This window comes from Salinimicrobium oceani (assembly GCF_012037645.1).
The window spans coordinates 345,161-366,964 of sequence record NZ_JAAVJR010000003.1 but is presented as its reverse complement, the minus strand read 5'-3'; the positions used below and the strand labels follow the sequence as shown (position 1 = coordinate 366,964).

20 protein-coding genes are annotated in these 21,804 nt (G+C 40.3%); 16 read left to right on the top strand and 4 right to left on the bottom strand.

The genetic code is table 11. The features are described 5' to 3' along the window. Positions 1-4: 4 nt before the first annotated feature. A complete protein-coding gene (gene rlmH / locus HC175_RS07420; protein ID WP_168137852.1) occupies positions 5-478 on the bottom strand; it encodes a 23S rRNA (pseudouridine(1915)-N(3))-methyltransferase RlmH in 474 nt (157 codons plus the stop codon). 50 nt (positions 479-528) lie between these two features. Here rlmH and nadC point away from each other — a divergent pair, with 50 nt between their 5' ends. The 4 genes from nadC (at position 529) to priA (ending at position 5,452) form a co-directional block, all read left to right on the top strand. Then, positions 529-1,386: a carboxylating nicotinate-nucleotide diphosphorylase gene (nadC, locus tag HC175_RS07415; protein WP_168137851.1), complete on the top strand. Its 858-nt coding sequence runs from the start codon at positions 529-531 to the stop codon at positions 1,384-1,386. A 3-nt stretch (positions 1,387-1,389) separates the two neighbouring features. Further along, a complete protein-coding gene (locus HC175_RS07410; RefSeq protein WP_168137850.1) occupies positions 1,390-2,316 on the top strand; it encodes a YihY/virulence factor BrkB family protein in 927 nt (308 codons plus the stop codon). A gap of 24 nt (positions 2,317-2,340) precedes the next feature. After that, on the top strand, positions 2,341-2,904 hold the full coding sequence (locus HC175_RS07405; RefSeq protein ID WP_168137849.1) for a chalcone isomerase family protein: 564 nt from the start codon (positions 2,341-2,343) through the stop codon (positions 2,902-2,904). Positions 2,905-2,998: 94 nt separating this feature from the next. Then, on the top strand, positions 2,999-5,452 hold the full coding sequence (priA, locus tag HC175_RS07400) for a replication restart helicase PriA (RefSeq protein WP_168137848.1): 2,454 nt from the start codon (positions 2,999-3,001) through the stop codon (positions 5,450-5,452). Here priA and HC175_RS07395 read toward each other — a convergent pair. Further along, positions 5,446-6,156: a LytR/AlgR family response regulator transcription factor gene (locus HC175_RS07395; RefSeq protein ID WP_168137847.1), complete on the bottom strand. Its 711-nt coding sequence runs from the start codon at positions 6,154-6,156 to the stop codon at positions 5,446-5,448. The genes priA and HC175_RS07395 overlap by 7 nt on opposite strands. Positions 6,157-6,324: 168 nt before the next feature. Between HC175_RS07395 and rpsF the strand changes: the two genes are divergently transcribed. The 4 genes from rpsF (at position 6,325) to HC175_RS07375 (ending at position 8,070) form a co-directional block, all read left to right on the top strand. Beyond that, positions 6,325-6,663, top strand: coding sequence for a 30S ribosomal protein S6 (gene rpsF / locus HC175_RS07390; RefSeq protein ID WP_029036470.1), 339 nt, complete (start codon positions 6,325-6,327; stop codon positions 6,661-6,663). A 2-nt stretch (positions 6,664-6,665) separates the two neighbouring features. Further along, positions 6,666-6,962, top strand: a complete 297-nt coding sequence (gene rpsR, locus HC175_RS07385) for a 30S ribosomal protein S18 (RefSeq protein ID WP_029036469.1) — start codon at positions 6,666-6,668, stop codon at positions 6,960-6,962. Positions 6,963-6,975: 13 nt separating this feature from the next. Continuing rightward, positions 6,976-7,431: a 50S ribosomal protein L9 gene (gene rplI / locus HC175_RS07380; protein ID WP_168137846.1), complete on the top strand. Its 456-nt coding sequence runs from the start codon at positions 6,976-6,978 to the stop codon at positions 7,429-7,431. 162 nt (positions 7,432-7,593) lie between these two features. Further along, the gene (locus tag HC175_RS07375; RefSeq protein WP_168137845.1) at positions 7,594-8,070 is read left to right on the top strand and encodes a DUF6495 family protein; all 477 of its coding nucleotides are present in this window, start codon (positions 7,594-7,596) and stop codon (positions 8,068-8,070) included. 53 nt (positions 8,071-8,123) lie between these two features. Here the strand turns inward: HC175_RS07375 and HC175_RS07370 are convergent, their stop codons facing one another. Continuing rightward, positions 8,124-9,362: an ABC transporter permease gene (locus HC175_RS07370; RefSeq protein ID WP_168137844.1), complete on the bottom strand. Its 1,239-nt coding sequence runs from the start codon at positions 9,360-9,362 to the stop codon at positions 8,124-8,126. Between the two features lie 124 nt (positions 9,363-9,486). On the opposite strand from HC175_RS07370, the gene hisS reads away from it, so the two are divergent. Continuing rightward, positions 9,487-10,857: a histidine--tRNA ligase gene (hisS, locus tag HC175_RS07365; RefSeq protein ID WP_168137843.1), complete on the top strand. Its 1,371-nt coding sequence runs from the start codon at positions 9,487-9,489 to the stop codon at positions 10,855-10,857. A 75-nt stretch (positions 10,858-10,932) separates the two neighbouring features. Here the strand turns inward: hisS and HC175_RS07360 are convergent, their stop codons facing one another. Then, positions 10,933-11,871, bottom strand: coding sequence for an aldo/keto reductase (locus HC175_RS07360; RefSeq protein ID WP_317172100.1), 939 nt, complete (start codon positions 11,869-11,871; stop codon positions 10,933-10,935). A gap of 543 nt (positions 11,872-12,414) precedes the next feature. Between HC175_RS07360 and HC175_RS07355 the strand changes: the two genes are divergently transcribed. The 7 genes from HC175_RS07355 (at position 12,415) to hutH (ending at position 21,798) form a co-directional block, all read left to right on the top strand. Continuing rightward, on the top strand, positions 12,415-13,746 hold the full coding sequence (locus HC175_RS07355; protein WP_168137842.1) for a phage integrase SAM-like domain-containing protein: 1,332 nt from the start codon (positions 12,415-12,417) through the stop codon (positions 13,744-13,746). A 67-nt stretch (positions 13,747-13,813) separates the two neighbouring features. After that, the gene (locus tag HC175_RS07350; protein WP_168137841.1) at positions 13,814-13,954 is read left to right on the top strand and encodes a hypothetical protein; all 141 of its coding nucleotides are present in this window, start codon (positions 13,814-13,816) and stop codon (positions 13,952-13,954) included. A 264-nt stretch (positions 13,955-14,218) separates the two neighbouring features. Beyond that, positions 14,219-14,644, top strand: a complete 426-nt coding sequence (locus tag HC175_RS07345) for an HYC_CC_PP family protein (protein WP_235942549.1) — start codon at positions 14,219-14,221, stop codon at positions 14,642-14,644. A gap of 114 nt (positions 14,645-14,758) precedes the next feature. Next, positions 14,759-17,839 carry a SusC/RagA family TonB-linked outer membrane protein gene (locus HC175_RS07340; protein WP_168137840.1) on the top strand — a complete coding sequence of 1,027 codons (3,081 nt, stop codon included), beginning with the start codon at positions 14,759-14,761 and terminating at the stop codon, positions 17,837-17,839. 16 nt (positions 17,840-17,855) lie between these two features. Then, positions 17,856-19,304 carry a RagB/SusD family nutrient uptake outer membrane protein gene (locus HC175_RS07335; RefSeq protein WP_168137839.1) on the top strand — a complete coding sequence of 483 codons (1,449 nt, stop codon included), beginning with the start codon at positions 17,856-17,858 and terminating at the stop codon, positions 19,302-19,304. 71 nt (positions 19,305-19,375) lie between these two features. After that, entirely contained in the window at positions 19,376-20,104 is a 729-nt protein-coding gene (locus tag HC175_RS07330) for a PepSY domain-containing protein (protein WP_168025742.1), read from the top strand. A 170-nt stretch (positions 20,105-20,274) separates the two neighbouring features. Further along, a complete protein-coding gene (gene hutH / locus HC175_RS07325; protein ID WP_168137838.1) occupies positions 20,275-21,798 on the top strand; it encodes a histidine ammonia-lyase in 1,524 nt (507 codons plus the stop codon). Positions 21,799-21,804 lie beyond the last annotated feature (6 nt).

The window sequence follows — 21,804 nt, the reverse complement described above, 5'->3', positions numbered from 1 at the left end:
ATCTTTATTTGTGATGGTAAGGTTCATTCCGAAGAATGGTGAATGCCCGGTACAATTGTTCAACAAAAAATAACCGAACCATTTGATGTGAAAATGTCATTTTTGAAAGAGATAGTTTCCCGTCGGCTCGGGAATAAACCTCTTCAGAAAATCCATAAGGACCTCCAATGATGAAAATGAGCTGCTTCATACCACTGTTCAATCGCTTCTGAATATATTCAGAAAATCCTTCGGAAGTCAGCTGTTTTCCTTGCTCATCAAGCAATACCACAAAATCTGAAGTACTGAGTTTATCCATGATAAGCTTGCCTTCCGCAGTCTTTTGCTGGTCGATGGAGAGATTCTTGGTCTTTTTAAGATCGGGAAAAAATTCAAGATCGAACCTGTTATAATGCTCTAACCTCTGATCATAATTGTCGATGAGGTTCTTAAGTGCAGCATCATCTGTTTTTCCTATCGCCAGCAATTTTATGGTCATGATTAAATTTTAGTGTTTACTTTGTAACTTTAGCAAAAATAGGCACTGCAATGATTTCAAAAGAACAATTTGAGAAGGAAATTGAAATAATCATCGATAATGCATTACGAGAAGATATAGGAGATGGAGACCACAGTTCGCTCGCATGCATCCCTGCAGATGCACGGGGCAAGGCAAAACTGCTGGTGAAAGACACAGGGGTCATTGCAGGAGTGGATTTTGCACGCCGGGTTTTTGAAAAGGTTGATGCCCAGCTAAAAATGGAAATTCTTATAGAAGACGGCAGTAGGATAAAACCGCGGGACATCGTGTTTTATGTGGAAGGAGCTTCGCAATCCATCTTAAAAGCAGAACGGCTGGTGCTCAATGCCATGCAGCGTATGAGCGCTATTGCCACGAAAACCAGAACTTTTGTAGATAAGCTGGAAGGAACAGGGACGAAGATCCTCGATACGCGTAAGACCACTCCTGGAATAAGAGCTATAGAGAAATGGGCAGTAAAGATTGGCGGCGGAGAAAATCATAGGTTCGCTCTTTATGATATGATCATGTTGAAGGACAATCATATTGATTTTGCTGGTGGAATTGGTACTGCTATCGAAAAAACAAAACAGTACCTTAGTGATACCCAACGAGATCTTAAGATCATTGTGGAAGCGCGGAATATCAACGAAATAAAGCAGATCCTGTCTGCAGGAGGGGTGAACCGAATTCTTCTGGATAACTTTAATTATGACGAAACCAGAGAAGCAGTAGCCTTAATAAAGCGGAAATGCGAGACCGAATCCAGCGGAGGAATAACCCTGGAAACCGCCAGGAAATATGCAGAATGCGGCGTAGATTTTATTTCAAGTGGAGCTCTCACCCATTCTGTTTACAATCTCGATCTCAGCTTAAAAGCTGTGTAATTCATGAGCAACGGCGACGCAAAACCTGTAAAGAAAAAAAAGAGATTCACTTTTTGGTGGAGCAGTCGCGCCAAGAAAACAATTTTACCAGGCTTTGAGGGTTTATCCCTTTATGATCTTATCATTATCTTTTATGCAGGTATAGTAAAGGGCACCTTTTCGGCCAGGGCAAGCGCTATTTCCTTTAGTTTTTTTATGGCGCTATTTCCTTTTTTGCTCTTCCTGCTTAACCTCATTCCCTTTGTTGATTTTATAGATGATTTCCAGATTGCATTTCTGGATTTTATTGATTCCCTGCTCCCGCCAGATACCAGCGAGTTCTTTAATGATATTCTTTTTGACATCGCGGCTCGAAAGCGGGGAGGCCTACTTTCCTTCGTTTTCCTGCTCTCCATATTCCTTATGGCAAATGGCGTGAATGCGGTCTTTACTGGGTTTGAATTCTCTTACCACACCCGGGTGAACAGGTCTATCATCAGGCAGTATTTCATTGCTGTGGGAGTGTCCTTAATTCTGGCCCTATTGTTGCTAACTACTGTAGTAGTAACCGTTTATCTTACCTTTCTTACCGAAGATCTAAAAAGTCTTGGAGTTGTGAATGATGCGGTGATCTGGGCAGATGTAGGCAGGTATATTGTTTTTGTGATCATGATCTATCTTGTGGTAGCAATACTTTATTACTCGGGAACCAAAGAAAGTAGATTGAGCCGGTTTTTTTCCATAGGAGCTTTTGTAAGCACGGCTCTTATTGTTGTGACCACCTTTTTATTTGGGATCTATATAGAGAATTTCTCGACCTATAACGAGCTATATGGTTCTATTGGAGCGCTGCTAATTTTAATGGTGTATATCTGGATTAATTCTAATATATTGTTGCTCGGCTTTGAGCTTAATGCCTCACTAATGAAGCTGAAAAGAAATAGAAAATAAAAAAATAACTTAAACAAAATGAACATGAAAAACCTGCTTTTAATCCTTTTGGCTGTTGTGGTTTCCACTACTGCGTTTGCTCAGAAAAATGTTGGAGGTGTTACTTTGCCTGCTACAGAAAATTTTGACGGACACACTTTACAGCTCAACGGGGCCGGGGTGAGAGAAAAACTATGGATCGATCTTTATGCTGCCGGACTTTACCTGAATCAGAAAAATAGGAATGCTGAAGAAATCCTGAATTCTGATAAACCTATGGCGATCAAGCTTCATATCGTTTCGAAGCTTATTACAAGTGATAAAATGGTAGATGCAGTGACCGAAGGTTTTGAGAAATCCACAAACGGGAATACAGCACCTATTCAGAATGAGATCAATACCATTTTAGGTTTCTTCAAGGAAGATATCAAAAAGAATGATATTTTCGATCTTGTGTATGTGCCTTCAAAAGGAGTGGTTGCTTATAAAAATGGAAAGGAAAAAGGAGTAGTGAAAGGGAAGGAGTTTAAAAAAGCCCTTTTTGGAATCTGGCTTTCCAACAGACCTGCAGACGATGGTTTGAAAAATGAACTATTAGCTGGGAGATAAACTGAATTTTGAAATGCTCTCATAAACCATTCTTTTTAGGATGGTTTATTTTTTTGCAATAGAATCTCTTCTATTTTTGTTTAAAATCCCGCCGATGCCCTTTTTTATAAACGTGATTTTACCGCTTCCTTTGGAGAATCATTTTACTTACAGCGTTTCTAAGGCCGAAGCAGAATTTCTAAAGCCGGGGATGAGAGTCGCTGTACCCTTTGGAAAATCAAAAATATATACTGGCATTGTTGCTGAAGTACATCAAAACGATCCGCAAATTTATGAGGCTAAGCCGGTGGAGCAGATCCTGGATGAAACCCCGGTAGTGACCGAAGCTCAGCTGAAGTTTTGGTATTGGATAGCTTCCTATTACATGTGTACCGTGGGGGAAGTGCTGCGCGCAGCAATACCAAGTGCTTTTTTACTCGAAAGCGAGACCATAGTTCAAGTGCTAAAAGGCGTAAGCATCAATGATGAGGATCTAAGTGATGATGAATTTCTCCTTTTTGAAGCCTTACAGTCACAATCTTCCATGAAGATCAATGAGATCATTCAGCTCCTGGATAAAAAAACAGTGTTGCCGGTCATTAATTCCCTGGTTGAAAAAAAGATAATAGCGGTAAACCAGGAGATCTATGAGCAGTATCGGCCTAAAGTGGAACGGCATGTAAAACTGCATGACAAATATTCTGAAGAGGCAGCAATGCATCAGCTCCTGGATGAGTTGAGCAGGGCTCCAAAACAAAGGGAGGTGATTTTCACCCTTTTTGGGATGGCAGCAAAATCAAATGGAGCAGTAAAGGTTTCAGAGCTATGTAAAGCCAGTAATGCTTCTTCAGCAGTGATCAAAGCGCTTATAAATAAGCAGGTGCTAAAGGAGATCGAGGTAGAAACATCCAGGATAGCATTTGAAGGCGGAGAACTTTCAAATATGGTGAAGTTAAATGATCACCAGCAGCAGGCCCTGGAGGAAATTGAAAAAGCTTTTGAAACAGAAGATGTTTGTCTGCTGCACGGCATCACTTCTTCAGGCAAGACCGAGATCTATGTTGAGCTGATAGAGAAAGTAATAGCATCAGGAAAACAGGTGCTCTACTTACTTCCTGAGATAGCGCTTACCACTCAGCTTATCACAAGGCTTCAGAATTACTTCGGGGAAAAGGTGCTTGTTTTTCACAGTAAATACTCAGTAAATGAAAGGGTAGAAGTCTATCAGAACGTACTTCGCAACACAGAGAAGGCACGAATTGTAATAGGAGTACGTTCCAGTATATTTCTTCCATTTCATGATCTGGGCCTTGTCATAGTTGATGAGGAACATGAATCTACCTTTAAGCAATATGATCCTGCACCTCGTTATAATGCCCGCGACCTTGCGGTGGTACTGGGGAAAATGAGGGACGCAAAAGTTCTGCTGGGATCGGCTACCCCGTCCCTGGAATCTTACTTTAACGCCGTGCATAATAAATACACACTGGTCAATCTTGACCGACGTTATGGAAATGTGCTGCTTCCCGAGATTGAGATTGTGGACATCAAAGAGAAGCACCGGAAAAAACGGATGACAGGACATTTTTCCGATCGACTGCTGGAAGAAATAAGGGAGGCGTTGAATGAGAAGGAGCAGGTGATCTTGTTTCAGAATCGCCGTGGTTTCAGTCCTATTCTGGAATGTAATACCTGTGGCCATTCACCCCAGTGTCCAAATTGTGATGTGAGCCTTACCTTTCATAGTCACAATAACCAGTTGCGTTGCCATTACTGTGGCTATCATATTGCGATGCAGTTAAAATGCATGGCTTGCGGAAGCATCGAACTTTCAACCAAAGGTTTTGGTACAGAAAAAGTAGAGACAGAATTAAAAGCTTTATTTCCGGGGCATCAAATTGGGAGGATGGATCTTGATACCACCAGGGGGAAACATGGTTATGAAAAGATCATTTCGGCTTTTGAACAGGGGGAGATCGATGTGCTTATTGGTACGCAGATGTTGACGAAAGGGCTCGATTTTAGAAATGTAAGGCTGGTTGGGATCATGAATGCCGATACGCTGCTTAATTTCCCCGACTTTAGGGCGCATGAAAGAAGTTTTCAATTGATGCTACAGGTATCGGGAAGAGCTGGCCGAACGCAAAAGAGAGGTCGCGTCCTAATCCAAACCTATAACCCCCATCATCAGATCGTGCAGCAGGTTTCTACCAATAATTTTCTTGAAATGTACAGGGAGCAGCTCGAGGAGCGCAGAAATTATAAATACCCTCCGTTTTACAGATTAATAAGAATCACCTTGAAAGGCAGGGATTATACCAGGGTAAATGAAGGAGCCGATTGGCTGGCAACTTCTCTTAAAAATTCGCTGCATGAAAATGTGCTGGGACCGGAGTTTCCACCCATTGCAAGGATTAGGAATGAATATTACAAGAACATCCTTATCAAAATTCCGCAGAAGCAATCTTTGGCCAAAACGAAGAACCTTGTAAGCCGAGTGCTACAAAGTTTTAAGGCAATTGGTGCCTACAGGGGTGTCAAAACAGTGATTAATGTAGATCCTTATTGATTTGCGGCAAGGGCTTCAATAAGATTGGATTTTTTGTGCCGGCTTAAAGGAATTTGCTGCTTGTCGATCTCGATATTCCTGCTGTTATAGCGCTCGATCTTGTCCAGATTCACGATATAGGATTTGTGAATCCTGAGAAATTTATTTGACGGCAGCTGGTTTTCAAAAGATTTCATAGTGGCAAGCACCACGAAATTATCTTTTTCAGTTACGAATTTTACATAATCTCCAAGAGCTTCGATATACTTGAGCTTGTTAAGGAAGACCTTACGATTTTTTAGATTGCTCTTCACAAAGATGTAATTATCATCTTCGGGGGGAGCACCTTCATGCTTCAGGCGGTAAAGATTTATGGCCTTGGATACAGCATTTAAAAAACGTTCTTTGGAAATAGGTTTGTGCAGATAGTCTACTGCATCGTAATCAAATGCCTTAAAGGCGTATTTGGTCTTTCCGGTAACAAAGATGATCTGTGGTTTGTTGGGAAGGTCATCCAGAAGATCGAAGCCAGAAAGGATAGGCATTTCGATATCCAGGAAAATAAGGTCTACTTCTGTATCCAATAAGCCATTTTTGGTTTCGATGGCATTATTGTACTCGGCAACCAGTTTGAGGTTAGGATGATCTTTAATGAGCTTTACAATAGAGAGTCTTTGTAAGCTCGAATCATCAACTACCGCACATTTAAGTATAACTTCTTCCACTCTAATCTAAAAAGGTTAGCATTAGCAATAATAAATAAAAAAAACTTTAAAAAAAATTAAAAATGGGATTTCATCGATTAAAAGGAACAATTCGACTTATAATTATGCTTTGTAATATTCAGGAATAATGTTACTTTTGCAGCCAAATTAATTTAAAGTAAATTTTTTATGAATCATTATGAAACTGTTTTCATCTTGAATCCCGTTTTATCTGATGACCAGATAAAGGAAACAGTTAAGAAATACGAAGATTTTCTTGTTTCTAACGGTGCCGAGATGATATCAAAAGAGAACTGGGGGCTAAAAAAATTAGCATATCCAATTCAACACAAAAAGAGTGGTTTTTATCACTTATTTGAATTCACTGCTCCTGGTGAAGCCATCAACCCTCTTGAAGTAGAATTCAGAAGAGATGAGCGTATGATGCGTTACCTTACTGTGAAGTTAGACAAGCACGCAGTTGCCTGGGCTGAGAAGAGAAGAAACAGAAACAAAGAAAAAGCGTAAGTATGTCATCTATAGAACAACAAGCTAAAGGAAAGAAAGACGGAGAGATCAGATATCTTACTCCGTTGAATATTGAGACAAACAAAGCAAAGAAATACTGTCGTTTTAAAAGATCTGGTATTAAATATATCGATTATAAAGATCCAGATTTCTTAATGAGCTTTGTGAACGAACAGGGAAAATTATTGCCTCGTCGTTTGACTGGAACTTCTTTGAAGTATCAAAGAAAAGTGGCTGTTGCTGTTAAGCGCGCTCGTCACTTAGCATTAATGCCTTATGTTGGCGATTTACTAAAATAATAAAGAGGCTATTATGGAATTGATATTAAAGAAAGACGTTGAGAAATTAGGATTTAAAGATGATGTGGTTTCCGTAAAACCGGGATACGGCAGAAACTTTCTTATTCCTCAAGGTGCTGCTGTTTTGGCAACTCCTTCTGCTAGAAAAGTTTTGGAAGAAACTTTGAAGCAACGTTCTTATAAAGAGAAAAAGCAAATTGAAGAGGCTAAAGCTCAGGCTGCTAAACTTCAAGGCTTAGATATTAAGCTAACTGCAAAGGCTGGTGCCGGAGATAAGATCTATGGATCTGTAACCGATGCAGACCTTGCTGATGCACTTGCAAAAGAAGGAGTGGAGATCGAAAAGCGATACATCACTATTGCAGGTGGAAACATAAAACGTCTTGGACAATATGAAGCAACGCTTCGTTTTCACCGAGAGGTAGTTTCCAACTTCAACTTTGAAGTTGTAGGAGAAGCTCAGTCTTAATTGCTGAACAAATATTTAAATAGCCTGCTTCTAACGAAGTGGGCTTTTTTAATTTCAAGGGCCAAGAGCCAAGAGGCTAGAACCAAGACTTTTTAAAAATGGATTTTCATATCAGTTTTCTAACTTAAGAATTCTACGTGCTGAATTTTAAATTTTAAATCAATGAAATACGCCCGATTAACGAAAGAACAATTTGACGAACTGCATCAGGAGTTTATAAATTTCCTCGCATCTCAGTCAATTACCGGAGAGGAGTGGGAGGAAATCAAGATAAACAAGCCCGAAGTGGCCGAGCAGGAGCTGGATGTATTTAGTGATCTTGTTTGGGAAGGGGTATTGAACCAGGCGCGTTTCCTCGAGCACATATCTTCCAACCAGATCTATTTGTTCAAGATCACCGAATTTACCATTAATCTCATTGGAGTCAAAGTGGAGAACGATGCGGTTGACATTACAACGCGTCCCGGATATAACTGGTTGCAGCAGAATTTAATGGATGACCGGGTATCTCTGTATACTTCCTCCAAAAATATTAGCGACGATCGAAACAAAGATATTTTTGCGCTTATTCAGCAGGGAGCTGTGATCACTAAAGGCGATTTATATGCTTTTTTTGAAAAGCACCTTAATTTGAATTAATAATTATAAGTTTAGCGTTAGGAGTTTTCGTAACTCTTAACTCATAACTTTTTTTACTCGTATCTCAGGGATTCAATAGGATCTTGTTTGGCTGCCTTGGCAGCAGGATAACTTCCCGCCAGTACGGCAACAATGAGTGTGATCACAGTAGCCCAGATCACTGCAACCCAGGGCGTAGTAAAATCAAATCCGGCGGCTTTAGATACCCCAAAGCCAATTAGCACTCCAAAGAGAATTCCAAGAACGCCACCCATTTGTCCAATGATGAGGGTTTCCATAAAGAATTGCATGGCTATGGTGTTTTTCTTGGCTCCCAAAGCCTTTCTTACACCAATTTCGCGTGTACGTTCACTTACTGATACCAGCATGATGTTCATCAATGCAATAGAAGACCCAAAAATGGTAATTATCGAGATGATCCATGCGGCCCAGTTGAGGTACTGAGTGATGGAGAAGATCCGATTGATGAGGTCGTCACTCTTTGCAAGACCGAAATTATTTTCTTCTACGGGTCTTAACCCCCGTATATTTCTAAAGGTCATGATCGCTTCATCTTGCGCCCCTTCCAGCAGTTCCTTGTTCTCTACTCGTACACTAATATTGTAATTGATATCTGGAGCTGTGAAAATGGAGCGCGCCACCTGCACAGGGATAAGCATTCTAAGGTCCTGGTTGTTTCCGAAGGTGGAACCTTTGGATTCCAAAACTCCAATGATGCGGAATTTCACTCCACGTACAGAGATGGTCTTATTAAGTGGATCGACGTCCTTAAGTAGTCCGTTCTTTACGTCGGCACCAATGATAGTGACGTTATTGTTATTCTGAATGTCGAAAATATTGAAGTCCCGCCCTTCGGCTACATTTAGTCCCGAATTGTTGACGTAGTTCTCATTCACTCCAAGTACACTTGCCTCGGGATCTGTTTTTTCATTTTCGAACTTGATCTCGGCCGAAGAAGTTCCTGTAAAGGATATAGAGGTCCGGGTTTGAGGGAATTCATAATTGTCATTAAAAGCTTTTACTTCCCTGTAACCAATAATGGGATTGACCTTCTCCCGTTCCCCACCGTTTACCCGAATACTTGAATCGTAGCGTTGAAGATTAAATGTGTTGGCTCCCATAGATGCGAAGTCACTGGTGATGGTATTTTCGAGAGCCGCTACTGCGCTTAGAATTCCTACCAACGCAGTAATTCCTATCGCTATGATCATCACTGTTAATACTGTTCTTAAGATCTGGCTCTTAATGGAGAAGAATGCAATACGCACGTTTTCTTTGAAAAGTGGAAACATCAGGAATTAAAGTTTAGAAGTTAGACGCATTTACTGCAGGGTTGTTACAATAAATGTGAGATATCATGGGGCGGGCATTCTTTTATTTTTTCAGATATTTGCAGCTGAAAAGAAAAAGATGAAAATGGCGCAAAAACCTTCCATTCCCAAAGGCACCCGGGATTTTTCTCCCGCTGAAGTTGCAAAAAGGAATTATATCATTCAGCAGATCAAAGAGCAATTTGAAAAGTTCGGATTTCAGCCTATTGAAACGCCGAGTTTTGAAAACAGCGAAACCCTTATGGGGAAATACGGGGAGGAAGGGGACAGGCTTATTTTCAAGATCCTGAATTCAGGAGATTTCCTAAAGAAAGCCGATGCTGCAGCCCTCAAGCAACAGGACAGTACAAGGCTTACGCCTTCTATAAGCGAGAAAGCCCTGCGCTACGATCTCACAGTTCCGTTTGCGCGTTATGTGGTACAGCATAGAAATGAGATCGACTTTCCTTTTAAGAGATATCAGATCCAGCCTGTATGGCGCGCAGACAGGCCTCAAAAAGGGCGTTTTAGAGAGTTCTTTCAATGTGATGCCGATGTAGTGGGAAGTGACAGCTTATGGCAGGAGGTGGAGTTTGTGCAGCTGTATGATGCCGTATTCTCTACCTTGGGACTAGAAGGTGTTACTATTAAGATCAATAACCGCAAGATCCTTTCAGGCTTTGCCGAAGTGATCGGAGAATCTGATAAACTTATCGATTTCACTGTGGCTCTTGATAAGCTGGATAAGATTGGCGAGGAAGGTGTCAAAAAGGAGATGAAGGAGAAAGGAATTTCTTCTGAAGCCATTGAGAAAATTCAGAAGGTATTTGGGTTAAAAGGTGATTTTTCAGAAAAAATCGTAGTCTTAAAGGACATTTTAGGGCCATCAGAAATTGGGCAGAAGGGAATTGAAGAGCTGGAATTCATCAACAGCGCAATAACTGAATTGCATTTAAGTACAGCAAAGCTTGATCTTGATGTGACCCTCGCCCGCGGACTAAACTATTACACTGGAGCTATATTTGAAGTTGCAGCCCCACAAGGTGTGGCCATGGGTTCTATTGGCGGCGGCGGTAGATATGACGACCTTACCGGTATTTTCGGAATGAGCGGCGTAAGTGGCGTTGGTATCTCTTTTGGCCTGGACAGAATATATCTTGTTCTGGAGGAGTTGGATCTTTTTCCTCAAACCGTGGCACGTAATATCCAGGTGCTGTTCATTAACTTCGGAAGCAGAGAAAGCCTCTACTGTCTTAAAGCTATAAAGGAATTGAGGGCAGCCGGAATTGCAGCAGAGCTTTATCCTGAAGAAGCTAAGATGAAAAAGCAAATGGCTCACGCAAATAAACGCGAGATCCAGTTTGTGGTGCTGGCCGGAGCAGAGGAAATGGCGAGCAATAAATTTACCCTGAAGCATATGAAGTCTGGGGAGCAGTCATCTGTTAATCTGTCGGAGCTGGTTGAGAAACTGGCTTAAAGCAAGAAGTCCAAACCATAGAAGGGAGCTGAGCAGTTTTTAAAAGAATATCGATCCTATACTTCAGCATTTGGTCTATGCTGTTAACAGTTCCATTTCTTCTTTTGTGAATTCTAGATGCATAGCTTCCTCAAAAGCTTTTAAATGGCTCTCCTTTGTAGCACTGGCAATTGGCGCAGTGACCAGAGGTTGGTGCATTAACCAGGCAAGGGCTATTGCTGCGTTTGAGACGTGGTAACGATGGGCGAGTTCATCCATGCTTTTCAAAATTTTTAATCCCCGTTCATCAAAATATTTCATAACCATCTCTTTTCTTTCTCCTTGTATATCTTCTATTTTCCGATATTTCCCTGTGAGAAAACCACTGGCGAGGGAGAAATAGGGCAGTACGGCGAGCTGGTTTGATGCTGCGATCGGTTTATAATTAGTTCCGAAATTCTCTCGTGCAACGAGATTATATTCCGGTTGCAGGACCTGGTATTCTGGTAAATCACTTTCTTTTGCAGCTTTTAAAGAGGCCTCCAGTCGGTTTGGAGAGAGATTTGAAGCGCCAATATATCTTACTTTTCCATCTTTGATTAATTGCTGGTATGCTGCAAGAGTTTCTTCAACAGGCGTAGCCTCGTTGTCCCAATGGGTAAAATAGAGATCAACATGATCTGTTTTTAACCTGCGTAAAGAATCTTCTGCAGCTTTAATGATGTAATCTTTGGATACATCCCGACCTTCTTTTCCTGGGTTAGAACCCACTTTTGTTGCAATGGTCATTTTGTCCCTAACTCCCCTGCTTTTCATCCATTTTCCAAGGATGAGCTCACTTTCGCCCCCAGTGTTTCCAGGAGCCCAGTGAGAATAAGAGTCGGCGGTATCTATAAAGGAAAATCCTCTTTCCAGTAATTTGTCCAGGAGCTGAAAAGAATCTCTTTCACCTAATGTCCAGCCAAAGACATTACCTCCAAAAACAACTGGCGGAGTATGAAGTTCTGTTTTACCCAACTTTTTCTTCTGCATCATTTGAATTTTAGAAGAAAGAAAATAAGCAGTTGTTATGAAATTTCAAAGGATCATTAAGGGTTTGTGTTCAAAGAAATCCTACACCTTCTTCTGGTCTCTACTTTCAACCTAACAGGAATTGGTTTATCCTGACTTTTTACCTTCTTAAAATGGCAAAAAAAATGACACTTTTGAAGATGTAGTTTAATATTGGTCTGAAGGTCAGAAATTTATAATGCCTGAAAAATGAAGAAAATTTTGGACCTATGTTATATCACAAATAAAAAAAGCCGGATTTACATCCGACCTTTTCCTGTTTTCTCTGGTAGCGAGAACGAGATTTGAACTCGTGACCTCCGGGTTATGAACTTGATGTTTTATCTATGCAATTCCAACTAAAACCATGCAAAATATTTGATTCCCAGTGCTTTATATAATACCTGATCTTAATTAGAAGGTATTAATATCAAATTATTCTGTACTTATTCTGTACTATTCTGTACTTATTCTGTACTAACTGCCTAAACATTTCACTATCTTTACTAAGTTTTAAATCAGATCATTATGGCTAATGTAAAGATTGTTTTACGGAAGAACATGATAAGAAAGGATGGCACAATTCCCCTTGCATTGAGGATTAGTGAAAATTATAAAACAAATTATCATTGGCTTGGACAATATGTTTTTGAAAAGGACTGGGATAAAACTGCTGGAAAAGTTAAGAGAACTCATCCCAATTATAGAAAATTGAACAATTTTTTGATGAAAAAGTTGACCGAGGTCAATGATATTTATTTTGAGTCGAAAGATCGTATTACTCCCAAACAAATCAAACAAAAATTAAAAGGTCCTGGAGGCTTAAAATCTTTTTTTGCATTAGCAGCTGAACGTATAAAGGACAAATATGAAAGGGGGACATTCTCTGTAGCCAAATCCGAATTGTCAATCCTCTATAATTTAGAAGAATTTTTACATCTTAAAAAATCTAAAAACAAATCTACAGTTATCAAAGAGATCAAAGAACGGCGTAGAGAGCGTATAAGTAGGGCAAAAAGGGCCGAATATATGTGGATGGATGGAGTGAACTATTTCCAAAAAAGTACAACTTTACGATTTCAGGAAATTGATGAGGCATTTATAAATAAATATAAAACTTTTTGTCTTTCTTATTTAAACCAAACAACCAGAACTGTTACTAATCAGCTTATTTTTATTAGAACACTTTTTAACCTAGCAATAAAAGAAGGTATTATTGATCAAAAATATTATCCTTTTGCAGGGGAAAAAGAGAAAATTCGTATTGGTTCTGGTAATAAAATCGGTCTGACTATAGAGGAGGTTGAAAAAATAGAAGCTCTAAAATTTGAAGAAGGTGCTTCAATTTGGCATACTCACAATGTTTGGCTTTTTGCCTTCTATTTTGCAGGCATACGTATTTCTGATGTGGTTAAACTGAAATGGTCTGATTTTAAAGATAATCGTCTTTATTATGTAATGAATAAGAATGAAAAGGCGTTGAGCTTAAAAATTCCTGATAAAGCCGAAAAAATATTAAGCTATTACAGAAAGGACAAGTTACTTTATAATGGTTATGTATTTCCTTTTCTAAAAAATGTCCATCCTAAAGATGCTGAAGAAATTTATATAAAAACAAAAAATGCCACCAAACTTCTCAATAAATATCTAAAACGAATTGCAGAGGAATGTGGTATAGATAAAAATTTATCCAATCACATTGCGAGACACAGCTTTGGGAATATTGCAGGTGATAAAATACATCCTTTGATGCTGCAAAAGCTCTATCGACATAGTAATCTAAAAACTACTTTGAATTACCAGGCCAATTTCATTCATCGAGATGCTGATGAAGCTTTGGATAGTGTGATAAATTTTTGAATAGGTGAAGATTATCTTGTGAAGAATATAACTAATATTTAATATGAGAAGGTGAAATTCACGCTTTATGGGAAATTATGAGTGTAATGCCATTACAGTGGTAAATTCTATGTTCCTGAAAGGAGATGCTTTCAGCATTGCTGTAGCACGAGCTGTCGTGCCATCCCCTCCAAAGGGAGAATTAAACCGTCCCCAACAGAGTCCATAAAAGATCTTTCCTTCCTCCAAAAAGGAATGGTGAAATTAGAGCCCAATATTAAACTTGCAGGAGTTGGTAATGTAGCAATAGCAAACCAAGTTACTGTTACTAGAACAAATTGATCTCTCTTGTTTTAGTCATTCTATAAGAAGAGTGTAGAAAAATGCAACATCTTGTGACTTTAATTAAACTCCCTTTCTTTCTAATTGAAAAACAGGAGAATTTCATGTTAAAAAAATAATTCCTATTAACATTTTATTATATTTGGAATTCATGAAGAAAGTTTTTTTAAATACTTTTTCTTTTCTGATGGCCATTTTGGTCCTCTTTTCCACGATGTCTTTCACTGTGGAGAAGCATTTTTGCGGTAAGAGTTTGGTAGGACACGCTGTTTTTTCTTCTGTAAAAAAATGCAAATCCGAGACACACTCCTGTGGAGTGGATAGTATGATGGGCCATATGAAAATGGATAAAGAGGCTTGTTGCTCAGACGAAACCGATCGAATTGAGGGTCAAGATGAATTAAATTTTGCTTCTACCTCTTTCGACTTTATACCGCAGACATTTATTATTCCGTTGTCTTTCATTATAGTTGATCTTCTACCTGAGTTATCTCCGGAGGTAATCAATTATCCTCCTTATCAACCTCCACAACTGGTTTACGACATACAAGTCCTTTGCCAGGTATTTACCATCTGATTTACAGGCGCATCATTCACTGATGCTTATGGAGATTCGGCTGTACATTAAATGTATGCGCTGATATCTTCCCAACTTTATTTCAGATTATCCAATTTTAAAACAACTCACTTTATGAAAAGTAAAATTTTATTGATACTAACCCTGTGTGCAGGGTTAGTAGGGCAGTTATCTTATGCCCAGGAAAAAACAGTTACCGGAACTGTGAGCGACGAGAATGGCATGCCTATTCCCGGAGTGAATGTGATGGTGAAAAATACAACCAATGGAACCCAAACTAACTTCGACGGGGAATATTCAATAACGGCACAGGTGGGAGATGTTCTTAACTTTAGCTATATCGGAAAGAAAATAGTTAACAAGACCATTGGTGCGTCTAATGTGATTAACGTAGAAATGGTGAAAAGCGCCGAATCGCTCGATGAAGTTATGGTGGTAGCTTATGGTTCAGCCAACAAACGAAGTTTTACAGGAGCGGCAGAAACAGTCACCAATGAAGCTGTGACTAGAGGGGCTACTGCCAGTTTTGAAACGGCCTTACAGGGAAAGGTTTCAGGGGTAAATATTTCTACTTCAGGCCAGCCTGGAGGTCAGTCTAATGTGCAAATTCGGGGGATTGGATCTATAAGTGGTTCAACTCAGCCTCTGTACGTTCTCGACGGGGTGGTGATAAATACTGATTCAAATTTGAGGGCGGGTGATTTTATGACCGGAAGTACGGGTTATAACCCTTTGTCTACTATCAATTCGGAAGATATTAAGAGTATAACGGTTCTCAAGGATGCTGCAGCTTCTTCTCTTTATGGTTCAAGGGCGGCTAATGGAGTGGTGATCATCACTACCAAGAAAGGTAAAAGAGGGGAGACTGAAATTGCTCTTGGAGTAGAAACCGGTTGGAGTGAGAATCTTACCGAGGAAAAGCTGATCAACAATGAGCAGTTCAAAGATCTGTGGATAGAAGGGCAAATAAACCAATATATTCAGAATAACGAGAATGCCGAATTCAAAAGAGTGTATGCCGACAATAGCTTGTATAGTACATACCAGAGTCAGGCTGTAAGCGATTACCAGAATATCTACGGAACTACAAACGCCAACGCAGATTGGATGGATGCTATCTACCAGACCGGCTTCATGAGAAAATATAATCTCTCGGCCAGGGGCGGAAATGAAAACACTTCTTTTTTTGTTTCAGGAAATTATCTCGATCAGTCAGGGACAATAATAGAGACCGGGTTGAAACGATATTCAGGTCGTGTAAATCTTGAGAACCAGGCAAAGGACTGGATTACATTAGGAGTTAATCTTTCTGTGGCCAAATCTGAAAGGGATGCAGCTAACATCGACGGAACTTATGCGGGAGGCCTGAACCCGTTGTACATGGCGAGAGTGCTGCCCCCTGCTGCCCCCATTTATGATCCAGAGGGGTATGGAGGATTTGCTAACCTCCCGAATGAGATAGAAAAAAATGCAAATCCTATAGGTGTTCTAAAAGTGGGTGAGTATGAAAATAAGGAATTCCGTGTCAGAGGAGATGCTTCTGCAGAATTTCAAATTATAGATCCCCTAAGTTTCAAGACCACATTTGGAATAGACCAGCAAGCAATAGATGAAACCCTGTATGACAATAAAGAGTTTGGTGCAGGGGGTGGCATCTGGAATGGAGTTCTTAATCGTGTAAAAAGTGAAGTTTTCCAATACACTATTTCGAACATTCTAAACTATAATAAAATGTATGGGAACCATGGGTTGGACGTTCTGCTCGGTCAGGAGTCGCAGGTTTCTGAGATGAATTCTATCAATGTATATGGTTATGACGTTCTCGACAGTGAATTACTGTCGGCAAGTAGTATTGGTGCTCTATGGTCGCATACTGGTTATGCAGAAAATTACTCTTTACTCTCCTATTTCTCACAGGTGGCTTATAACTATAACCAAAAATATTATCTCTCGTCCAGTTTTAGAAGAGACGGATCTTCAAGATTCGGAAAAGATGCCCGATGGGGAACTTTTTGGTCAGTGTCTGGCGCCTGGGTCGTAACTGAAGAAAGCTTTTTAGATGTTGATGGTTTGGATTATTTAAAGTTTAGAGGTAGTTACGGGACAAACGGGAATCTGCCTCCCCAGTATTACGCAGCTTTGGCATTTTTTGAAACTGACGGGAAAGGGTACGGAGGAGAATCAGGTCTGTCTTACGGGCAACTGCAAAACCCAGACCTTTCTTGGGAACAAAGTAAAAATTTTAATTTGGGAATAGATCTTAACCTCTTCAGCGAATTTGATCTTTCTGTGAATTACTTTCATAAAAAGACAGAAGATCTGTTGTTGAATGTACCAGTTTCTTCTACAACAGGTTTCCTGACCCAACTACAGAACTATGGAGAAATGGTGAATAAGGGTTGGGAATTTGAAATCGGTTATACACCTTATACTAATGACAATTTCTCCTGGAGAACCAGTGCGAATCTCACTATTCTTGACAATGAGATCACGAAACTGAAAAATACTATCGTATCTACTTATAGTTCAAGATATGGGCAGGATCCTTTGATCATCAAAGAGGGAGAGAGTATTTATTCTTTCTACCTGAGAGAGTATGCAGGAGTAGACCCTGAGACAGGAATGGCCCAGTATTACGTGCTGGAAAACGGGGAAAGAACCGGAGAAATTACAACAGATGCCCAGAGTGCAGGTTTTGGTATTTTCGGGGATGCTCTGCAGGATTTACAAGGAGGCTTCTTTAACGAGTTCAATTATAAGAACTTTTCTCTCGATTTCTTATTCACATTTGGAATGGGAGGAAAGGTGTATGACCGAACAGCCTTTAAAAGGGATGATGACGGTTACGCTCCACAGTTCACCAATACGGTGGCTCAGTTAAGTCCTTGGAATCCTAATAATACAGATGCTACTGTGCCGATCAGGATCAACGGAAATCCAACTTTTTCCAATGATGTGTCCACAAGGCACCTCTATGATTCAGATTACTTGAAGTTAAAGAACGTGAAGCTGAGTTATAGGCTCCCGGCAATGTGGAATACTATAAAAGGCGGATCTGTTTATGTGCAGGGGGACAACTTACTGCTGTTGACAGAACTTGACGGATATGATCCCGAGGCAGTTGTCGATGGAGTGAATTTCTTCCAGGTACCAACAGCAAGAACCTTAATGCTGGGACTTCAATTACAATTTTAGACTAAAAAGCAAGAAAATGAAAATATTAAAAAACACATTAGTGATCCTAGGTATACTATCCCTTCAGGGATGTAGCGAGGATGTACTCACCCAAACACCAGACCATGTTATTTCTGAAAATCTGGTCCTTAATTCTGTAGAAAAGCTGGATAAATTACTAATCGGTACCTACAATGAAGTTTCCCGGAATACATATCTGGGAAGGGTTTTGTATAAAAGAGCGGCTGTTAAAGGAACAGATTTCAGGTTTGTAAAAACCACTTTTAATCCAAGGGATTACGAATCTATTGCTTATAAATACGAAGAAAGCGCGAACAATAGTGGAAGCTGTGAAGAGCTTTGGAGACAGTCTTTTAAAGCGATAAACAACCTCAATCTCATCATTGCCAACATAGATGCAGCTGAAGGCAATGCTGCTGCAAAACAGGAAATCCTTGGAGAGGCTTTAGGCCTTCGAGGAATGGTCTATTTTGACCTCGCCAGAACTTTTGCCTACCCCTGGATAAGGGCCGGTGCTTCTTCACAAGGCCTGCCTCTTAAACTTTCCTCGGAAGAAGTTGTGGTTGAAAGAAGCTCCCTGGGAGAAACTTATGACCAGATTCTTCTTGATCTCCAAACGGCACATGATCTCCTGGAGGAAAATACCTGGGAGCAGGGTAGTACTAAATACCTTACCAAAACAGGTGTGAAAGCTTTACTGGCCAGAGTTTATTTATACAAACAAGACTGGGAGAATGCTCTAAATTATGCTGAGCAAGTAATTGCAGCCAGAGGAGAATCCAATCTTATGGGTGTAGATTCTTATGTCTTCACTGACTATAATTCTGAATCATTATTTGAGTTGAGTATCACCAGCCAGAACTCTTTAGGGAGTAATGGTCTTGGAGCCCAGTTTGACGTGAAAGACGGTGGGCAGGGAGATGTTATTGCCACTAAGACCTTTGTGGATTTGTTGGGGGCATATGAAAATGATCCGCGCGCCGCTCTCCTCGAGGAGGATAAGGAAGGTACACAGCAGGCTTTTGTAAAATATACTAACAGAAGCGAAGGCGGAGGGCTGAGTGCTCACAATATTCCTGTTCTCAGGTTGTCCGAAATGTATTTAATTGCAGCAGAAGCAGCTGCGCACGGTGCCGGCGGAGGTGAATCTGAAGCTTTGAACTATTTGAATACACTTATTGAAAACAGAACAACCAACTTTGCTTCCCATCGTGTAACCGAAACGGGGGAAGCTCTTAAAGAAAAAATTGCCGAAGAGAGGAGAAGGGAGCTGGCCTTGGAGGGTCATGGCGTATACGACTATATTCGCAGAGGACAAGCCATTATTCGTCCGGTAGATGAACATGTGAATACAGGAGTAGATGCAGCCAATCTTGATATCCCGGCGAGTGATAACAGAACAATCTGTCCTATCCCTGCGAGTGAAATACAAGCTTCGGGAATGGATCAAACAGAAGGATATTAAAACAAATAAATTTTCAATTCAGGAGATGAGATCTTAAGAAAAAGCCTCTAATCTCCTTTAACAATGTAATAATGGTAAGAAGACAAACAGCCTTAAAAATTAGACAGGCCCATAGGTACTTGGGAATATTTCTAGGACTACAATTCATTATGTGGACCGTGAGCGGATTATACTTCAGTTGGACTGATATAGACGAGATCCATGGAGATCAATATCGAAAGACTGAAATGAATCACTCGAGTTTTGAAGGGCTTTTAAGTCCATCGGAATCGTCAGGAATGAAGGTGCATTCTGTCGAACTGAAGGAGATCGCCGGAGATCCCTACTACTGGATCAATCACAGTATGTTACATAATGCCCGTACCGGTGAAATGAAAATGGGTTTAACAGAAGCTGAAGCTCTATCTATAGCAGACCAGAATATGATAGATGGTTTGGAAGTAGAAAATGTGGAGAGGATAACTGAAACCGGTGATCACCATGAATATCGCAGTGGCCCTCTGCCCGCATATGTGATTTCTTATAACACTCCCGAAAATATTCGAGCATATGTATCCATTGCTGATGGAACTTTTAGGACATTGAGACACAGGGACTGGCGGTGGTTCGATTTCCTCTGGATGACCCACACCATGGATTATGATGGCAGGGATGACTTCAATAACTTTGTTCTGAGAGCCTTCTCTTTACTGGGATTAATCACCGTATTGAGCGGATTTGTGCTTTGGTACATATCTTCCCCCACTATTAGGAAAATTATTAATCCTAAGAAGAAAAAGAAAAAGAAAGCTCGTGTTTAATTATTATTAACCTGGATCCCCCTGGCGGATCCATTACTACTCTTTCAAGGATAGAATTGAATTAGCCAAAAAGGCTGTCAAAAGACAGCCTTTTTTATTAGCTGGATTGTAAGTCAGGAAACAATTTGTTTGTTCCTTTCCTTTTAAGAGACGTTCGAAAAAATAAAGCAATGTGTATTCATTTTATATCGCCTGATTCTCTAGATCTGGAACAGATTAGGGAAATCGTTCAGAAAGAAAAAAAACTTAGATTAAGTGAAAGTTCTAGAAGTCTTATAACTGTATCCCGGGAATACCTGGAAAACCACCTAAAAAATAATGAAGAGCCGATTTATGGTATTAATACTGGCTTCGGTTCTTTGTGTAATGTTCCTATCTCTTCAGCACGACTGGAAGAATTACAGGAAAACCTTGTCAGGTCCCACGCTTGTGGTACCGGGGAAGCAATTAATAAATTACTTGTAAAACTAATGTTGTTTTTAAAGATTCAATCCCTTAGTTACGGTAATTCCGGAGTCAGACTTAAAACGGTGGAGCGGCTAATTGAAATGTACAATAATGATGTTCTTCCCGTGGTTTATGAACAGGGATCTCTCGGAGCCTCGGGTGACCTGGCACCTTTAGCTCATCTTTCTCTGCCTTTACTGGGCGAGGGAGAGGTTTACTACAAAGGGAGAAGGAGAAAGGCACTAGAGGTGCTTGATCAATTGGGCTGGAAGAGACTCACTTTGCAGGCCAAAGAAGGGCTGGCTCTCCTCAATGGGACTCAATTCATGGCGGCACATGGAATTTATGCTCTATTAGAGTCCCACAGATTATGCTTTTTGGCAGATGTTATTGGCGCTACCTCAGTAGATTCTTTTTACTGTAATATGTCACCTTTTGACTCGCTGGTGCATGAGATCCGGCCGCATGCCGGACAGATTAGGACTGCACAAAGAATTAGGAATGTTTTGAAAGGAAGTGAAATTTCTTCAAAAAAGAAAAACAATGTGCAGGATCCTTATTCCTTTAGATGTATTCCACAAGTCCATGGAGCCAGTAAGGACACCTTAGCCTTTGTGGAAAAGGTGATTCTTACGGAGGTGAATTCAGTTACCGATAATCCTAACATTTTTGTTAAAGCAGACAAGATTATTTCGGGAGGGAATTTTCACGGGCAACCTTTGGCCCTGGCACTAGATTATCTCGCAATTGCCATGGCAGAATTAGGAAATATTTCTGAACGAAGAACTTACCAGTTGATCTCTGGCACAAGGGATCTTCCTGCTTTTTTAGTGAAAGATCCCGGTCTTAACAGTGGTTTCATGATCACACAGTATTCTGCCGCCAGTCTGGTAAGCCAGAACAAGCAATACGCTACCCCTGCCAGTATAGATTCAATTGTTTCGTCTAATGGGCAGGAAGACCACGTCAGTATGGGAGCCAATGCAGCGACAAAACTCTTAAAGATTACTGGAAATGTTCTGAATATTCTGGCGATTGAATTATTTAATGCTTCCCAGGCACTTCATTTTAGAGAACCGGAAAAAACGTCTCCAGTACTGGAAACCTTTTTAGAAGGCTTTCGATCTCAGGTCCCCATCCTGGAAAAAGATGAGATAATGTACAAGCATATTGCTGCTGCCCGGCAATTCCTAACTGAGATAGCAATAGGTAAGATGGAAGAAAAAATCAACCACAACAATTACTAACCACTT

Coding starts and splice junctions, on each gene's coding strand:
- rlmH (WP_168137852.1), bottom strand. CDS start 478: ATGACCATAAAATTGCTGGCGATAGGAAAAACAGATGATGCTGCACTT.
- nadC (WP_168137851.1), top strand. CDS start 529: ATGATTTCAAAAGAACAATTTGAGAAGGAAATTGAAATAATCATCGAT.
- HC175_RS07410 (WP_168137850.1), top strand. CDS start 1,390: ATGAGCAACGGCGACGCAAAACCTGTAAAGAAAAAAAAGAGATTCACT.
- HC175_RS07405 (WP_168137849.1), top strand. CDS start 2,341: ATGAAAAACCTGCTTTTAATCCTTTTGGCTGTTGTGGTTTCCACTACT.
- priA (WP_168137848.1), top strand. CDS start 2,999: ATGCCCTTTTTTATAAACGTGATTTTACCGCTTCCTTTGGAGAATCAT.
- rpsF (WP_029036470.1), top strand. CDS start 6,325: ATGAATCATTATGAAACTGTTTTCATCTTGAATCCCGTTTTATCTGAT.
- rpsR (WP_029036469.1), top strand. CDS start 6,666: ATGTCATCTATAGAACAACAAGCTAAAGGAAAGAAAGACGGAGAGATC.
- rplI (WP_168137846.1), top strand. CDS start 6,976: ATGGAATTGATATTAAAGAAAGACGTTGAGAAATTAGGATTTAAAGAT.
- HC175_RS07375 (WP_168137845.1), top strand. CDS start 7,594: ATGAAATACGCCCGATTAACGAAAGAACAATTTGACGAACTGCATCAG.
- HC175_RS07370 (WP_168137844.1), bottom strand. CDS start 9,362: ATGTTTCCACTTTTCAAAGAAAACGTGCGTATTGCATTCTTCTCCATT.
- hisS (WP_168137843.1), top strand. CDS start 9,487: ATGGCGCAAAAACCTTCCATTCCCAAAGGCACCCGGGATTTTTCTCCC.
- HC175_RS07360 (WP_317172100.1), bottom strand. CDS start 11,871: ATGATGCAGAAGAAAAAGTTGGGTAAAACAGAACTTCATACTCCGCCA.
- HC175_RS07355 (WP_168137842.1), top strand. CDS start 12,415: ATGGCTAATGTAAAGATTGTTTTACGGAAGAACATGATAAGAAAGGAT.
- HC175_RS07350 (WP_168137841.1), top strand. CDS start 13,814: ATGGGAAATTATGAGTGTAATGCCATTACAGTGGTAAATTCTATGTTC.
- HC175_RS07345 (WP_235942549.1), top strand. CDS start 14,219: ATGAAGAAAGTTTTTTTAAATACTTTTTCTTTTCTGATGGCCATTTTG.
- HC175_RS07340 (WP_168137840.1), top strand. CDS start 14,759: ATGAAAAGTAAAATTTTATTGATACTAACCCTGTGTGCAGGGTTAGTA.
- HC175_RS07335 (WP_168137839.1), top strand. CDS start 17,856: ATGAAAATATTAAAAAACACATTAGTGATCCTAGGTATACTATCCCTT.
- HC175_RS07330 (WP_168025742.1), top strand. CDS start 19,376: ATGGTAAGAAGACAAACAGCCTTAAAAATTAGACAGGCCCATAGGTAC.
- hutH (WP_168137838.1), top strand. CDS start 20,275: ATGTGTATTCATTTTATATCGCCTGATTCTCTAGATCTGGAACAGATT.